This is a genomic window from Sphingomonas psychrotolerans, assembly GCF_002796605.1.
Taxonomy (GTDB): domain Bacteria; phylum Pseudomonadota; class Alphaproteobacteria; order Sphingomonadales; family Sphingomonadaceae; genus Sphingomonas; species Sphingomonas psychrotolerans.
In genome coordinates this window covers 1748580-1764566 of record NZ_CP024923.1, presented here as the reverse complement: position 1 = coordinate 1764566, position 15987 = coordinate 1748580, and the positions used below count along the sequence as shown (strand labels likewise).

Below are 15987 nucleotides of genomic sequence, written 5' to 3'. Positions count from 1 at the left end.
GTCGCAGATTTGCGGCGGAAGTTGCTGCTAACCAACAGATAGTTTGAGAGATGGAGCGTTGTGCTGTGCAATCGCCTTGCTTCGACATGCCCGGAAACAAAATAGGAACATATATAGATCGTAAGTAAAACACGTGTATTTTAAGAGGCAAAGTGGGGGTAAATCCCGCTCTATCCCCATATTTTCCGTTGTGTCCCGGTAACGTTTGTGATCAAAGGTGATGCTTAGGGGGCACGAACCCTGTCACCGTGAAAGCAAGCGCCGGAGTTGCCGGGAGACCGCGATTTCGGAGACGGGGAAGGCGTGCCCAAAAGGGGTTTGGGCGTGGCGGACAGGGAGCTCTTCGAGGGATTTGCGCTCCAGGCGGTGGACCAGAAGGGCCGCGTCGCCATTCCCGCAGACCTGCGCGCCGCCGCCGAGCGCAATTCCGACATCCGCCAGATCGTCGTCGGCCTCCACCCGGAGGATCCGTGCCTCTCCGCGCACGACCTGAGCTGGTCGAAGGAGAAATACGACCGGATCGACCGCAAGGAGGCGCTCGCCGAGGAGCGCGGGGCCGAGGTCGACGCGCGCGCCAAGCGCCGCGCCTTCGGGCAGGTCGAGAAGGCGCCGTTCGACGAGAGCGGCCGCTTCGTGATCCCGCCTTTCTTCCGGATGAAGGCGAAGATCGGCAAATGGGCCTTTTTCAACGGCAGTGGCGAGACGTTCGACGTGTGGGCGCCCGAAGTGCTGCTCGCCGACGACAATGCCGATCCGGGCCTGCGCGAGATCTGCGAATATCTGTGCCAGTCGAAGGGCGTGAAATTGTGAGCGCCCCCCATATCCCGGTGCTGCTCGATGAAGTGGTCGACGGCCTCGCCATCGTGCCCGGCGAGCGCCATGTCGACGCGACCTTCGGAGCAGGCGGTTACACCGACGCCATCCTCGAGCGGGGTGCCGAGGTGGCCGCTTTCGATCGCGACCCTCATGCGATCGAAGGCGGCCAAACTCTGGTGGCGGAGGCGGGCGGGCGGCTGATCCTGATCGAGGCGCCGTTCAGCCAGATGGAAGGCGAACTCACGCGCCGCGGCCTCGTGCCGGTCGACGGCGTGACGATGGATATCGGGGTCTCGTCGATGCAGATCGACCAGGCCGAGCGCGGCTTTTCGTTCCAGAACGACGGACCGCTCGACATGCGGATGAGCCAGGAAGGGGTGACCGCCGAGGAGTGGCTCAACACCGCCGACGAAGAAGAGATCGCTAACGTTTTATTTAACTTTGGCGAGGAGCCCAAGTCGCGCCGAGTCGCCCGCGCGATCGTCTCCGCACGACCCCTTAAGCGGACTTCCGAACTGGCGAACGTGGTTAGAAAATCATTAAACCATAAGCACTACGACAAGAAGGACCCGGCCACCCGGACCTTTCAGGCGATCCGAATCCATCTCAACCGCGAGCTCGACGAACTCGCGGAAGGGCTGGCTGCGGCCGAGCGCGTGCTCAAGCCCGGAGGCAGGTTGGCGGTGGTCACGTTCCACTCGCTCGAGGACCGCATGGTGAAGCGGTTCCTGCGCGAACGGAGCGGCAGCGAGCCCGCCGGCTCGCGGCACCGGCCAATGGCCGGCCCCCGGGCCGAGCCGAGTTTCGAAACCCCCGCCAAGGCCGTGCGGCCCGGCGAGGAAGAAGTAGCGCGTAACCCGCGCGCCCGGTCTGCGACGCTGCGTGTGGCACGTCGGACGGCCGCGGCGCCCTGGGGTAGTGAGGGAGTGAACTGATGGGAGTGCAGGGCTTCAAGGGACTGGGATGGTTCCTGTGTGGCGTTGTCGTGGCGCCCGCATGCTACCTCGTAAACTCGCACGGCGCCGCCGAACAGGCGAAGCTCAACGCGACCAAGCTGGCGATCGTCCAGGCGCAGCGCGACATTCGCGGGCTCGAGACCGAATTCAACACCCGCGCCAACCTCGCCCAGCTCGAGCGCTGGAACGGGGATGTGCTCGCGCTGGCCGCGCCTTCGGCGCAGCAATATCTCGCGAACGAAATGGCATTGGCGAGCATCGGCCAGCAGCCCGCCGAGGTTCAGGTTGCCGCATTGATCGTGCCGTCGGGCGCGCCCGCGCTGCAGACCGCCGCCGCAGTGGTGGTGCCCGCTGCCAATCCAGTGCAGGCGGTGCCGCAAGCCGCCGCGGGCAAGAGCGTCGCGCAGCAGGACGGGGAGCTTCGCAAGCTGATGAAGAAAGCAGACCGCCGGGCGATCGCTTCGGTGGATCGTGGCGTATTGAGCGCGGGCACGATCGACGATCTGCAGAAGCTGGCGAAGCGCGAGAAGCTGGCGCTCCGTTGATCGTCGTCGTCGCCCCGCCGGCCCGGCAGGGTCGCACGGGCGGTGCCCGTCAGGCGCTCGTCGCCATCGCCCAGGTGCGGCTGATGGTGCTGTCCTTGCTGTTCGGCTTCGGCATGCTCGTGGTGGTCGGCAAGCTCGCCTTGCTGGCATTGTGGGCGGAGCCCGCTGTCGCGCGCGACATGGCGCTGGCGCTGATCCCGCCGCGCGGCGACATCGTCGACCGCAACGGCGCACCGCTCGCGCGCAGCATCGATGCGTGGTCGATCGCGGTGCACCCCAACCAGCTGATCGGCGACAAGACCGTGCTCGCGCAGAAGCTCGCCGAGCTGATCCCCGACAAGAATGCGAGCCAATATTACGCCTTGCTCAATTCGGGCGGCAACTTCGCCTATCTGAAGCGCCGGGCGATGCCCGAGCTGGTCACCGCGATCAACGCGCTCGGCGAGCCGGGGATGGAATTCCAGCGCGAGCCCGACCGGCTCTATCCGCAATCGAACATGGCGGCGCATGTCCTCGGCTTCCTCGATGCCCAGGGGCGCGGCGTCTCGGGAATGGAGAAGATCCTCGAGCAGCAATTGAGCGATCCCGCGCGGCGCGGCAAGCCGGTGGCGCTGTCGATCGATACCCGCGTCCAGGCGGCGCTGGAGAACGAGCTCGGCCGCGCGATGACCGACCTGCAGGCGCGCGGCGCCGCAGGGGTGATCCTCGACGTGCACACCGGCGAGATCGTGGCGATGACCTCGCTGCCCAGCTTCAACCCCAACGCGCTGCCCGGCGCCGCGCCGCCCAACAACGTCACCCAGAGCGTCTATGAGCTGGGCTCGACTTTCAAGCCGCTCGCGGTGGCCGCAGCGATCGATTCGGGCGCGATCACGTCGATGGCGCGACGCTTCGACGCCACCCGCCCGCTGCAGGTCGGCCGTTTCACGATCAACGACGATCCCGGCGACGAGCAGTTCCGCTGGCTCAACATCCCCGAGACGCTCGTCTATTCGTCGAACATCGCCACTGCGCGGATCGCCGACGAACTGGGCGCGGCGAGGATGCAGGACCTGTTCCGCAGGCTTGGCTTCGACCGGCGTCCCTCGATCGAAGTGGGCGGCGCGAAACCGCTGTGGCCGACTTATTGGGGTCGTGTAACGGTGATGACCACGGCCTATGGCCACGGCATCGCTGTGACGCCGCTGCATCTGGCCAATGCCTATGCGGTGATGGTGAATGGCGGTATCCTGCGCCCGACGACCTTGCTCAAGGTCGATCCGAACAAGGTGCCCGCCGGCGAGCGCGCGCTCAAGGAATCGACCAGCGCGCGGATGCGCCAGTTGCTGCGGTTGATCGTGACCAAGGGCACCGGCCGCAAGGCCGACGCCCCTGGCTTCCGCGTCGCCGGCAAGACGGGGACGGCCGAGGCAGCCTCGGTCGGCGGATATGACAAGCACCGCAACGTCTCGACCTTCGCAGCGGCTTTCCCAATCGACGCGCCGCGTTATGTGGTGGTCGCCATGCTCGACTCGCCCAAGGCCAATGCCAATACGCCGCGCACCACCGCGGGCTGGACCGCTGCTCCCGTCGTCGGACGCGTGATCAGCCGCACCGGCGCGCTGCTGGGGGTCACCCCCGACAACAACCGGGATATCGACGAGAGCGACTTGCTCCCGTTGATCTGGCAAGGGCCGGGCGCGCCGAAGGCGGCCCGGTGAAGCTGGGTGCGCTAACCGGGGGCGACGAGGCCGCTGCGATCACCGGGTTCGCGATCGATCACCGCAAAGTGGCACCAGGAACGGTGTTCGGGGCGTTCGAGGGCGCGCGAGTCAATGGCGAGGATTTCATCCCGGCGGCCGTGAATGCGGGCGCTGTGGCGATCGTCGCGCGGCCGGGTGTCGTGGTCGAAGGTGCCGTTCACATCGCCGATGCGAACCCGCGCGAGCGCTTTGCGCGGCTTGCGGCTAAATTCTTCGCGCCGTTCCCCGAAATCGCGGTGGCAGTGACCGGGACCAACGGCAAGACCTCGACCGTCGAGATGACGCGCCAGTTGTGGCGCATGGCGGGGCAGCATGCCGCGTCGATCGGCACTTTGGGCGTGACGACTTCCGACGATACTGTTTCCACGGGGCTGACCACGCCCGACGTGGTGACCTTCCTCGCCAATGTCGCGGGCCTCGCACGGGAAGGGGTCACGCATGTCGCGTTCGAGGCCTCGTCGCACGGGCTCTCGCAATATCGCACCGAAGGGCTGCCGGTGCGCGCCGCCGCCTTCACCAATCTGAGTCGCGACCATCTCGATTATCATGGCGACATGGCCGCCTATTTCCACGCCAAGCTCCGGTTGTTCGCCGACGTGCTCGACATGGACGGCGCGGCGGTGGTCTGGGCCGACGATCCGCATGCGATGCGAGTCGAGGAGCTGGCCCGGATGCGCGGCAACAAGCTGATCACGGTGGGCGAGCATGGCGAGACGCTCAAGCTGGTCGGCCGCGATCCGACCTTGCTCGGGCAGGGACTGACGATCGAGGCCGAGGGCAAGATCCACAAGGTGATGCTGCCGCTGATCGGCGCGTACCAAGCGGCGAACGCGCTGACCGCAGCGGGGCTGGTAATCGCGACGGGCGGCGATGTGAGCGCGACCATCGCCAATCTGGCAAGGCTGCAGCCGGTGCGCGGACGGCTCGAGCGCGCGGCGATCAACCGCAGCGGCGCGCCGGTCTACGTCGATTATGCGCATACGCCCGACGCGCTGGAGGCGGCGATTGCAGCGCTGAAGCCGCATACCAACGGGCGATTGATCCTCGTGTTCGGTGCCGGGGGCGACCGCGATACCGGCAAGCGCGAGCCGATGGGGCTGGCGGCGGCGACGGGTGCCGATGTGGCGATCGTCACCGACGACAACCCGCGTAACGAAGATCCCGCGGCGATCCGCGCCGAAGTGCTGAAGGGCGCACCCGACGCCACCGAGATCGGCGGGCGGCGCGAGGCGATCGCGGCGGCGATCGCGATGGCCGCGGCCGAAGATATCGTGCTGATCGCTGGCAAGGGGCACGAGCAGGGCCAGATCGTCGGCGACCGCGTGCTTCCTTTCGACGATGTGAGCGTTGCCCGGGAATGCGCGGCGTGACGCTCTGGACTTCCGGCGAGATTGCAGACGCCACTGGCGGCAAGGCTTCCGCGGCGTTCGACGTTTCGGGCGTCACCTTCGACTCCCGCGAAGTCGGTCCCGGTGACCTGTTCCTCGCCTTGAAGGGTGAGACCACGGACGGACATCGATTCCTCGATCAGGCGTTCGCGCAGGGTGCGGCGGGCGCCCTGGTATCGGACGAGACCGCGCGGCCCAACGTCCGCGTCGCCGACACGACGGCCGCACTCGACGCGCTCGGCAGGGCGTCCCGCGCGCGAATGAACGGCAAGGTGATCGGCGTCACTGGATCGGTCGGCAAGACCGGCACCAAGGAGGCGCTGTTCGCGGCGTTCGACCGGGTCGATCCGGGTTGCGCGCATCGTTCGGTCAAGAGTTACAACAACCATACCGGAGTGCCGCTCAGCCTCGCGCGGATGCCGGCGGCTACGCGGTTCGGGGTGTTCGAGATGGGGATGAACCATGCCGGCGAGCTTGCCCAGCTGACCCGGCTGGTGCGCCCGCATGTCGCGATGGTGACGACGATCGCGCCGGCGCACATGGGCTTCTTCGCCAGCGAGGCGGCGATCGCCGACGCCAAAGGCGAGATATTCGAGGGGCTCGAGCCCGGCGGCGTCGCGATCGTGCCGTTCGACAGCCCGCACCGTGACCGATTGATCGCCGCTGCCGAGCCGCATGCTTCGAAGATTGTCACCTTCGGCCTGAACGACGGCGCCGATTTCCGCGCGGTCGAGCGGATGCGGACGCGGACCGGCGGGACTTTCGTCACTGCGCGCTTCGATGCGCGCGAATTGAGCTTCACTATCTCGCAGCCGGGCGAGCATTGGGTGTCGAATGCGATGGCGATCCTTGCCGCAGTCGATGCCGCCGGGGGCGATCTCGAACTGGCGGGGCTGGCGCTCGCCGAGATGGGCGGGCTTGCGGGGCGCGGCGCACGGTTCATGGCGGAATTGCCGGACGGCGAGGCGCTGGTGATCGACGAAAGCTACAACGCTAACCCCGCCTCGATGCGCGCGACGCTCGCGGTGCTTGCCCTTGAGCCGGGCCGCAAGATCGCAGTGCTCGGCGAGATGCGTGAGCTGGGCGGGCATTCGGACGCGTTTCATGCCGCGCTCGCCGAACCGATCGTGGCGGCCGACGTCGGCTATGCCATTCTCGTCGGCGAGGCGATGGGCGCACTGGCGAATGCGCTTGAGGGCAGGATCGATTTCGTCCATGTGCCCGACGCCGCAACCGCGCGCGAACGGCTATATGCCGTGCTGGCGCCGGGCGATGCGGTGCTCGTGAAAGGCTCTAACGGCGTGCGTCTCTCAGGCGTCGTGGCGGCATTGGCGGAAAGGGCGATGGCCTGATGCTCTACTGGATCGCGGAACAGCTGGGCTTCCCGGGGCTTCTCAATCTCATCCGCTATCTCTCGTTCCGTACCGGCGCGGCGGTTGCCACCGCGTTGCTGATCGGGCTGATCATCGGGCCGAAGTTCATCGGCTGGTTGCGCGTCCGTCAGGGCAAGGGGCAGCCGATCCGCAGCGACGGCCCGCAGAGCCACCTCGCCAAGCGCGGCACGCCGACGATGGGCGGGCTGATGATCCTGACCAGCCTGATGATCTCGCTGTTGCTGTGGATGGACCTTGCCAATCCGCTGGTCTGGGCATGCATGTTCGTGACCTTCGGGTTCGGCGCGATCGGCTTCCTCGACGATTACGACAAGGTCCGGAAGGCGAGCACTGCGGGCGTGTCGGGCAAGGTTCGACTGCTCGGCGAGTTCGCGATCGCCGGCATCGCCAGCTGGGTGATCATTTCGCAAACCGGCACGCAGCTCTATGTGCCGTTCTTCAACTGGATTCATCCCGATCTCGGCTGGTTCTACATCCCCTTCGCCGCGTTCACGATCGTCGCGTTCGGCAACGCAGTGAACCTCACCGACGGACTCGACGGGCTGGCGACGATGCCGGTGGTGATCGCCAGCATGGCATTCATGCTGATCGCCTATGTCGTCGGCAACAAGGTGTTCGCGACCTATCTCGGCATCCCCTACGTCCACGGCGCGGGCGATCTCGCGATCTTCTGCGGCGCGATCGTCGGGGCTGGACTCGCTTTCCTGTGGTTCAACGCGCCCCCCGCGGCGGTGTTCATGGGCGATACCGGCAGCCTCGCACTCGGCGGTGCGCTCGGCGCGATCGCGGTTTCGGCGCAGCATGAGCTGGTGCTCGGGATCATCGGCGGGCTGTTCGTGGTCGAGGCGCTCTCGGTGATCATCCAGGTTTTCTTCTTCAAGCGCACCGGCAAGCGCGTCTTCAAGATGGCGCCGATCCACCATCATTTCGAACAGCTCGGCTGGTCGGAGCCGACGGTGGTGATCCGCTTCTGGATCATCGCGTTCGTGCTGGCGCTAGCAGGGCTATCGACGCTGAAGCTCAGATGATCACGAGCCCGGCCTGGCGCGGCAAACGCTATGCGGTGCTCGGGCTTGCGCGGTCGGGGCTGGCGACGGTGCGCGCGCTGCTGGCGAGCGGGGCCGAGGTGGTGGCGTGGGATAGCAACGAGACGGCCCGCAAGGTTCTGGCCGGTGACGATCACCAAGGAGCCGGCGATCATCTAGTAATCACGGACTTTCCTGCTTCCGACAATTTCGAGGGCTTCGATGCCGTCGTCGTTTCGCCTGGCGTACCGATCAACAGGCATGTAGTCGCAGAGAAAGCTCGGACGGCGGCTGTGCCCATCGTCGGCGATATCGAGCTGTTCGCGCAGGCACGCGCCGAGCTGCCCCCGCACCGCGTCGTCGGCATCACCGGGACCAACGGCAAGTCGACCACCACGGCGCTGATCCACCATATTCTCGAGACCGCCGGCATCCCCGCACGGCTGGGCGGCAATATCGGGCTGCCGATCCTCGGACGCGATCCGCTTCCCGAAGGCGGCGTCTATGTGCTCGAGCTGTCGAGCTACCAGATTGATCTGACCTTCAGTCTCGACTGCGACGTCGCGGTGTTGCTCAATCTCACGCCCGACCATCTCGACCGCTATGACGGGTTCGAGGGCTATGCCGCGTCCAAGGCGCGTCTGTTCGCGATGCAGTCCAGCGGGCACACCGCGGTCATCGGGATTGGCGACGCGGCCTCCGCCGCCATTGCCCGGCAGGTCGCGGTGTCGGGACGCTCCGAGGACGTCACCAAGATCGCGCCGGGGGTGTGCATGGACCAGTCGCGCTGGCCGGCGCTGCAGGGGCCGCACAACGCGCAGAATGCGCTTGCCGCGATCGCCGCCTGCGAGGCGTTTGGGGTCGACAAGGCCGCGATCGACAAGGGGTTGGAGACCTTCCCCGGCCTGCCGCATCGGATGGAGCGCGTCGCGACGCGGAAGGGCGTGCTGTTCGTCAACGACAGCAAGGCGACCAACGCCGATTCGACCACGCCGGCACTCTCAGCCTATCCGCGCGTCCACTGGATCCTGGGCGGGCGGGCCAAGACCGACAGCCTCGAGGCGTGCCGCCCCGGCTTCGGTCATGTCGTCAAGGCGTACACGATCGGTGAGGCGGGCGAATTGTTCGCCTCGCTGCTGGAAAGCGAGATGCCGGTCGAGCGCTCGGGCACCCTCGAAGCAGCGGTCAAGAGCGCCGCCGCCAACGCCGCGCCCGGCGACACCGTATTGCTCTCGCCCGCCTGCGCTTCGTTCGACCAGTTCAAGGATTACGAGGCGCGCGGTCAGGCGTTCCGCGACGCCGTGAGCGCGCTGGGATGAGCGATGCCGCCGAAACCGAAAACCCGAATGGCGACGTCCGGCGGCGGGTGAGCAAGCAACTCGGCCGCGCCAATATTTCGCGCGCGGGGATGTGGTTCTGGGAAGTCGACCGGATGCTGCTGTTGCTCGCGATGCTGCTGATCGCGATCGGGCTGGTCGCGGTCGCCGCGGCCTCGCCTGCGACGGCGCGGCGCTATTCGGATGCGACCCACATTATGCCGTCGATGCACTATTTCTGGCGGCAGGTGATATGGGCCTGTTTGTCGGTGCCGGTGCTGATCGGCGTTTCGATGCTTCCCGTCACATTCGCGCGTCGCTTCGCTTTGGTCGGCGCGGCGTTCTTCCTGTTGCTGCTCGCATTGGTGCCAATCGTCGGTTCGGAGACCAACGGCGCGCGGCGCTGGCTCGATCTCGGCATCTCCGATCTCCAGCCCTCCGAGTTCCTCAAGCCGTTCTTCATCGTCGCGACTGCGTGGATGCTGTCGTTCCGCGCCAAGGATCCCGAGCTGCCGGTGCTGTTCATCACCGGCGGGATGACCGCGGTGATCGCAGTGCTGCTGATGCTCCAGCCCGATTTCGGCCAGACCATGGTGTTCGGGACGGTCTGGCTGATCCTGCTGACCATCTCGGGGATCTCGACCTTGGCGATCGGTGGGCTGCTCGGCACCGCGGTGGCCGGGGTGGTCGCCGCCTATCTGTTCTACGGCACCGCGCGGACGCGCATCGACAATTTCCTGTTCCCGACCAAGGAGGCCGCGCTCGCCGACCGCTATCAGGTCGACATGGCGCACCAGACCTTGAGCGCGGGTGGGCTGACGGGAGCAGGCCCGGGCAGCGGGCAGGTCAAGTTCAAGCTGCCCGAGGCGCATACCGACTATATTTTCTCGGTCATCGGTGAGGAGTTCGGGCTGCTCGCCTGCGCGGTGATCGTATTGCTCTATGCCGCGATCGTGATCCGGGTGTTCATGAAGATGCTCGACGAAGAGGACGCATTCCGGCTGCTCGCCGCCTCCGGCCTCGCCGCGCAATTCGGGGTGCAGGCGCTGATCAACATGGCGGTGAACACCGGGATCGCGCCGTCCAAGGGGATGACCCTGCCGTTCATCAGCTATGGCGGATCGTCGATGATCGCGCTGTCGATCGGTTACGGGTTGCTGCTCGCCTTCACGCGGCGAAACCCGTATCTGAAGCGCTCGCCATATACGGGTCGGTGGAGTAAGGGATGACGAATTCGCGCAGCTATGTTCTGGCAGCAGGCGGGACGGGGGGGCACATGGTGCCCGCCGCCGCGCTCGCCGCCGAGCTGGCGAACCGGGGACACAAGGTCTCGCTGGTGAGCGACGATCGCGGAGTGCGCTTTCCGGGCCTGTTCGACGGAATCGATACGCATGTGTTGCCCGCCGGGCGGCTGGGCGGCGGACCGCTCGGCTATCTCCGCGCGGCGGGGCGTATCATGACGGGACGATCGATGGCGCTGCGGCTGTTCAAGGAACTGCGTCCTGCGGCGGTGATCGGCTTTGGTGGCTATCCCGCCTTGCCGACGTTGCTCGCGGCGTTCCGCGCGGGCGTGCCGACGGTGATCCACGAGCAGAACGCGGTGCTGGGCCGGGTCAATCGCTTCGTCGCGGGGCGGGTGAGCGCGATCGCCACCTCTTATGACGCAGTCGAGCGGATGAAGCCGCGCTGGGCGCCCAAGACGCATCTGATCGGCAATCCGGTGCGCGAGGCGGTGCTGGCGCTGCGCGACCGGCCCTATCCGATCCTCGACGAGGAGGGCATTTTCCGAGTGCTCGTCACCGGCGGCAGTCAGGGCGCGACAGTGCTCAGCCGGGTGGTCCCTGACGGGCTCGCGTTGCTCCCCGTCCATTTCCGTCGACGGTTGCAGGTGACGCATCAGGCGCGGATCGAGGACATCGATGCGGTGCGCGCGAAGTATCAGGCGCACGGCATCCCCGCCGACGTCTCGACCTACATCACCGACATGCCCGAAGCTTTGGCTTGGGCGCATATCGTCATCGCCCGCGCCGGCGCCTCGACCATCGCCGAGCTGACCGCGGCGGGGCGCCCGGCGATCCTCGTGCCTTTACCCAGCGCGACCGACGACCACCAGACCTCCAACGCCCGCGAGATCACCAATGCCGGCGGCGCGCGGACGATCTCGCAGCGCGCGTTCAATGCGACTGAGCTTGCCAAGCAGATCCAGAAGCTCGGGCTCGATGCGCAGGCACTGGAGAATGCGGCGGGGCGCGCCAAGAGTGTCGGCCGCCCGCATGCGGCGAGCGACCTCGCCGATCTCGTCGAATCGATTCACGCCCCGACCGCACCGATCAAGGTGCGTCGCGCGGCAATTCAGGGAAGGCTCGCTCACGCATGAAGGGTGTCGCAACCGATATCGGCACGATCCATTTCGTCGGGATCGGCGGGATCGGCATGTCGGGAATCGCCGAAGTGATGCACAATCTCGGTTACAAGGTGCAGGGCTCGGACGTTGCCGAAGGCTATGTCGTGCAGGGCCTGCGCGACCGCGGCATTCCGATCACGATCGGGCACAAAGCCGAGAATATCGGCGACGCGGCGGTGGTGGTGGTGTCGACTGCGATCGTACGCACCAATCCCGAAGTCGAGGCCGCTTATGAGCGCCGCGTGCCGGTGGTGCGCCGCGCCGAGATGCTGGCCGAACTGATGCGGCTGAAATCGACCGTCGCGGTGGCGGGAACGCACGGCAAGACCACGACCACGTCGATGGTCGCGGCGTTGCTCGATGCGGGCGGGGTGGATCCAACCGTGATCAACGGCGGGATCATCAACCAATATGGCTCGAACGCGCGGCTCGGCGACAGCGACTGGATGGTCGTGGAAGCCGACGAAAGCGACGGCAGCTTCCTGCGGCTCGACGGCACGATCGCAGTGGTCACCAATATCGATCCCGAGCATCTCGATCACTATGGGTCGTTCGACAAGGCGAAGGACGCCTATGTCGAGTTCGTCGAGAATGTGCCGTTCTACGGCGCGGCTTTGCTGTGCCTCGATCATCCCGAAGTGCAGGCGATCATTCCGCGGGTCCGCGACCGGCGGATCGTGACCTATGGCTTTGCGGCGAGCGCCGACGTGCGCGGGGTCAACGTCACCCCGCATTCGGGGGGCAACCGCTTCGAGGCGATCATCCGTAACCGCGACGGCAGCACGCGCTCGATCGAGAATATCGAGTTGCCGATGCCCGGCCGCCACAATGTTCAGAACGCGCTCGCCGCGATCGGTGTGGCGCTCGAACTCGGCATCCCCGACGTGACGATCCAGAAGGGCTTTGCGCGCTTCGGCGGCGTCAAGCGCCGCTTCACCAAGGTCGGCGAGACGCAGGGCGTGACCGTGATCGACGATTACGGGCACCATCCGGTCGAGATCCGCGCAGTGCTCTCCGCGGCGCGCGAAAGTGCCGAGGGCAGAGTGATCGCAGTGGTCCAGCCGCACCGTTATTCGCGGCTCGGCAATCTGATGGACGACTTCGCCCAGGCGTTCAACGACGCCGACATGGTGCTGGTCGCGCCGGTTTATGCCGCGGGCGAGCAACCGGTCGAGGGCGTCGATTCCGATACGCTGGTCGAAGGCATCAAGCGCCGTGGGCATCGCTCGGTGGCGGCGGTTGCCGACGCCGACGCACTGGCGCGGGTCCTCGCCGAGATGGCGGTGCCGGGCGATATGGTCGTGTGTCTCGGCGCGGGCGACATCACCAAATGGGCGGCGGGCCTCGCCCCGGCGATCGAGCAGGCGCGGCAGGAAGTCGCGGCATGAGCGACTGGTTCTCCACTGCGGTCGAGATGCAGCGCGAGATTCTCCGGGCGCAAAAGGCGCAGATCGACGCGGCGCAGAAGATGCTCGACGCGGGCAAGCAGATGAGTGCGCTGCAGCAGGCCGGGCAGAAGGCGGCAGTGGCGAACCTTGCGGCGTGGAAGCAATGGGCCAGATTGTGGGGCTGGAAGTGAGCGTCTGCTATGCGCTTCCGCCGGTACGTGGACGGCTCACTCACGGCGCGCCGCTTGCGCCACTCGTGTGGTTCAAGAGCGGCGGGGCGGCGGAATGGCTCTTCGAGCCCGCCGATGCCGATGATCTCAGCAATTTCCTCTTTGCGCTCGACCCCGCCGTACCAGTCATGGGGCTGGGATTGGGATCGAACATGATCGTGCGTGACGGCGGGGTGTCGGGCGTGGTGGTACGGCTCGGCAAGGCGTTCGCAACCGTAGAGCAGCTGGATCCAACTATGCTCAAATGCGGCGGTGGCGCGTCGGGCATATTGGTGTCGTCCAAGGCGCGTGATGCGGGGATTGGCGGCGTCGAATTCCTGCGTTCGATCCCGGGAACGGTCGGCGGATTCGTGCGGATGAACGGCGGCGCTTATGGTCGCGAGACGAAAGACGTTATGGTCGAGTGCGAAGTCGTCCTGCGCACGGGGGAACGCCGGACCCTGAGCGTCGCCGATCTCGGCTACACCTATCGGCACAGCGAATTGCCCCGCGGCGCGCTTGTAATCAATGCGACCTTTCGCGGACATGTCGACGAGCCCGCTGTAATACAGATCGAGATGGATCGCATCGCCGCCGCGCGAGAGGAATCTCAGCCGTTGCGTACCAAGACCGGCGGCTCGACCTTCAAGAATCCCGAAGGTCACAAGGCTTGGGCGCTGATCGACGCCGCCGGCTGCCGCGGCTTGCGGCGGGGCGACGCGCAGGTCAGCGAAAAGCACTGCAATTTCCTGCTCAACCTTGGCAATGCTGCCTCAGCCGACATCGAGGCGCTGGGTGAGGAGGTCCGTGCCAAGGTGAAGGCGCAGTCCGGCGTCGAGCTGGAATGGGAAATCCAGCGCATCGGGGTGATGAAGTGAGTGCGTTTATCCGTCATCCCGGCGAAGGTTGGGACCTAGAGCCAAGCACCGTGTCGCCCGTGATTCTGGACCCCGGCCTTCGCCGGGGTGACCATCAAGGGGGCTGCGCATGACCGGGGGCCTCCACATCGCCGTGCTGATGGGTGGTTGGTCCGCCGAGCGGGAAGTCTCGCTGATGTCGGGGAACGGCATCGCCGATGCGCTCGAGAGCCTCGGCCACCGGGTCAACCGCGTCGACATGGAGCGCAACGTTGCGGTCAAGCTCGCCGAATTGAAGCCCGATCTCGTGTTCAACGCGCTCCACGGCACCCCCGGCGAAGACGGGGCGGTGCAGGGCATGCTCGATCTGATGGGGCTGAAATATACCCATTCGGGGCTCGTCACCTCGGTGATCGCGATCGACAAACAGCTCACCAAACAGGCGCTGGTGCCGCACGGAATCCCGATGCCCGGCGGGCGGATGGTACGCAGCGAGGAATTGTACGAGCGCGATCCCCTGCCGCGGCCTTATGTGCTCAAGCCGGTCAACGAAGGTTCGTCGGTAGGCGTGGCGATCGTCACCGCCGAGGGCAATTACGGCAATCCGATCGGACGCGACGTGCGTGGGCCGTGGCAGGAATTCGACGAATTGCTCGCCGAACCCTTCATCCGCGGACGCGAGCTGACCACGGCGGTGCTCGGCGATCAGGCGCTCGGCGTCACCGAATTGAAGCCCAAGAGCGGCTTCTATGATTACGACGCCAAATATACCGAGGGGCTGACCGACCACATCTTCCCCGCCGACATCCCAGAGGACGTCGCGGATGCGTGCAAGCGGATTGCGATCGATGCGCATCGGCTTCTCGGCTGCAAGGGCTGCTCGCGCTCGGACTTCCGCTGGGACGACAGCCAGGGCGTCGACGGGCTGTTTCTGCTCGAGGTCAATACTCAGCCGGGGATGACGCCGCTCAGCCTCGTCCCCGAACAGGCGCGCCATCTCGGCATCTCCTATGCCGAACTGGTCCAGCGCATCGTCGACGAGGCACTCGCTTGAGCCGCAAGCCCGTCCAGCGCACCGCGACCCGACGCGGCGCGGCGCCCAGGAAGAAGGCCGGCCCGCGCCGTCCGAAGCGGCCGACCCTGCTCGATCAGGCAGTCGCGGCGCTGCCGTTCAGCCAGGCGACGCTGACCCGGATCGCGACGTGGAGCATCGTGGGCACCGTCGGCGCCGTGGCGCTGGCGGTCGCGACGTGGTTCGGCGTGCCCGCGATGGCCGGCGGCGCGATCGCCGGCGTGGTGGGGGATGCCGGACTCAAGGTCGACGAGATCCAGATCGACGGCATCAAACGAATGGACAAGATGACCGTGCTCACCCAGGCGCTCGACCAGGATTCGCGCGCGATGCCGCTGGTCGATCTGGCGCTGGTCCGCGAGCGGCTGCTCAAATATCCGTGGGTCAAGGATGCGCGGGTCTCGCGCCGGTTGCCCAACACCTTGCGTATCTACATCATCGAGCGTGAGCCGGCGGCGATCTGGCAGAGCCACGGCCAGCTGATGCTGGTCGATCCGACCGGCGTGCCGCTGGAACCCGTGTCCACCGATGCGATGCCCGATCTGCCGCTGCTGATCGGCGAGGGGGCCAATGCGCAGGAGCCGGTGCGGCGCAAACTTCTTGACGAGGCACCGGCGCTCAAGCCTTTGGTCAAGGCGGCGACGTGGATCGGCAATCGCCGCTGGGACCTGACCTTCACCAGCGGCGAGAAGCTCCAACTTCCCGAGGGTGAGGAAGAAGCGGTCAAGTCCTTACGCAAATTCGCAGAGTTGGATGCGGCGCAGGGTCTGCTACGGAAGGGTACGATACGCTTCGATATGCGCGTGCCGGGTAATTTGGTGATGCAGCGGCCGTTGGGGCAAACGGCCACGACCAGCGTTGAGACAGGGGAATAG

At 66.3% G+C, this 15987-nt stretch carries 15 protein-coding genes; all 15 read left to right on the top strand.

Features of this window, described 5'->3' with window-relative positions:
• Window positions 1-324 precede the first annotated feature (324 nt).
• The 15 genes from CVN68_RS08040 to CVN68_RS07970 all read left to right on the top strand — a co-directional run bounded on the left by CVN68_RS08040 (window position 325) and on the right by CVN68_RS07970 (window position 15987).
• The gene (locus CVN68_RS08040) at window positions 325-810 is read left to right on the top strand and encodes a division/cell wall cluster transcriptional repressor MraZ (protein ID WP_100284288.1); all 486 of its coding nucleotides are present in this window, start codon (window positions 325-327) and stop codon (window positions 808-810) included.
• Window positions 783-1751 carry a 16S rRNA (cytosine(1402)-N(4))-methyltransferase RsmH gene (gene rsmH, locus CVN68_RS08035; RefSeq protein WP_407695538.1) on the top strand — a complete coding sequence of 323 codons (969 nt, stop codon included), beginning with the start codon at window positions 783-785 and terminating at the stop codon, window positions 1749-1751. Before CVN68_RS08040 ends, rsmH begins: the two co-directional genes overlap by 28 nt.
• On the top strand, window positions 1751-2317 hold the full coding sequence (locus CVN68_RS08030; RefSeq protein WP_100281733.1) for a hypothetical protein: 567 nt from the start codon (window positions 1751-1753) through the stop codon (window positions 2315-2317). The genes rsmH and CVN68_RS08030 overlap by 1 nt, the downstream gene beginning before the upstream one ends.
• A complete protein-coding gene (locus CVN68_RS08025; RefSeq protein ID WP_100281732.1) occupies window positions 2314-4017 on the top strand; it encodes a peptidoglycan D,D-transpeptidase FtsI family protein in 1704 nt (567 codons plus the stop codon). The genes CVN68_RS08030 and CVN68_RS08025 overlap by 4 nt, the downstream gene beginning before the upstream one ends.
• Window positions 4014-5429 carry a UDP-N-acetylmuramoyl-L-alanyl-D-glutamate--2,6-diaminopimelate ligase gene (locus CVN68_RS08020; protein WP_100281731.1) on the top strand — a complete coding sequence of 472 codons (1416 nt, stop codon included), beginning with the start codon at window positions 4014-4016 and terminating at the stop codon, window positions 5427-5429. Before CVN68_RS08025 ends, CVN68_RS08020 begins: the two co-directional genes overlap by 4 nt.
• Window positions 5417-6799 (top strand): UDP-N-acetylmuramoyl-tripeptide--D-alanyl-D-alanine ligase, encoded by a 1383-nt coding sequence (locus CVN68_RS08015; protein ID WP_100281730.1) that lies wholly within the window; start codon window positions 5417-5419, stop codon window positions 6797-6799. The genes CVN68_RS08020 and CVN68_RS08015 overlap by 13 nt, the downstream gene beginning before the upstream one ends.
• Window positions 6799-7869, top strand: coding sequence for a phospho-N-acetylmuramoyl-pentapeptide-transferase (mraY, locus tag CVN68_RS08010; protein ID WP_100281729.1), 1071 nt, complete (start codon window positions 6799-6801; stop codon window positions 7867-7869). Before CVN68_RS08015 ends, mraY begins: the two co-directional genes overlap by 1 nt.
• Complete coding sequence (murD, locus tag CVN68_RS08005; protein ID WP_100281728.1) at window positions 7866-9185, top strand: UDP-N-acetylmuramoyl-L-alanine--D-glutamate ligase; 1320 nt, start codon at window positions 7866-7868, stop codon at window positions 9183-9185. Before mraY ends, murD begins: the two co-directional genes overlap by 4 nt.
• The gene (locus CVN68_RS08000) at window positions 9182-10411 is read left to right on the top strand and encodes an FtsW/RodA/SpoVE family cell cycle protein (protein WP_100281727.1); all 1230 of its coding nucleotides are present in this window, start codon (window positions 9182-9184) and stop codon (window positions 10409-10411) included. The genes murD and CVN68_RS08000 overlap by 4 nt, the downstream gene beginning before the upstream one ends.
• Window positions 10408-11559: an undecaprenyldiphospho-muramoylpentapeptide beta-N-acetylglucosaminyltransferase gene (gene murG, locus CVN68_RS07995; RefSeq protein ID WP_100281726.1), complete on the top strand. Its 1152-nt coding sequence runs from the start codon at window positions 10408-10410 to the stop codon at window positions 11557-11559. Before CVN68_RS08000 ends, murG begins: the two co-directional genes overlap by 4 nt.
• Window positions 11556-12974 carry a UDP-N-acetylmuramate--L-alanine ligase gene (gene murC / locus CVN68_RS07990; protein WP_100281725.1) on the top strand — a complete coding sequence of 473 codons (1419 nt, stop codon included), beginning with the start codon at window positions 11556-11558 and terminating at the stop codon, window positions 12972-12974. Before murG ends, murC begins: the two co-directional genes overlap by 4 nt.
• Window positions 12971-13165, top strand: a complete 195-nt coding sequence (locus CVN68_RS07985; RefSeq protein ID WP_100281724.1) for a hypothetical protein — start codon at window positions 12971-12973, stop codon at window positions 13163-13165. Before murC ends, CVN68_RS07985 begins: the two co-directional genes overlap by 4 nt.
• Window positions 13138-14061 (top strand): UDP-N-acetylmuramate dehydrogenase, encoded by a 924-nt coding sequence (gene murB, locus CVN68_RS07980; protein ID WP_100281723.1) that lies wholly within the window; start codon window positions 13138-13140, stop codon window positions 14059-14061. Before CVN68_RS07985 ends, murB begins: the two co-directional genes overlap by 28 nt.
• Before the next feature lie 109 nt (window positions 14062-14170).
• Window positions 14171-15094 (top strand): D-alanine--D-alanine ligase, encoded by a 924-nt coding sequence (locus tag CVN68_RS07975; RefSeq protein WP_100281722.1) that lies wholly within the window; start codon window positions 14171-14173, stop codon window positions 15092-15094.
• Window positions 15091-15987, top strand: coding sequence for a cell division protein FtsQ/DivIB (locus CVN68_RS07970; protein ID WP_100281721.1), 897 nt, complete (start codon window positions 15091-15093; stop codon window positions 15985-15987). The genes CVN68_RS07975 and CVN68_RS07970 overlap by 4 nt, the downstream gene beginning before the upstream one ends.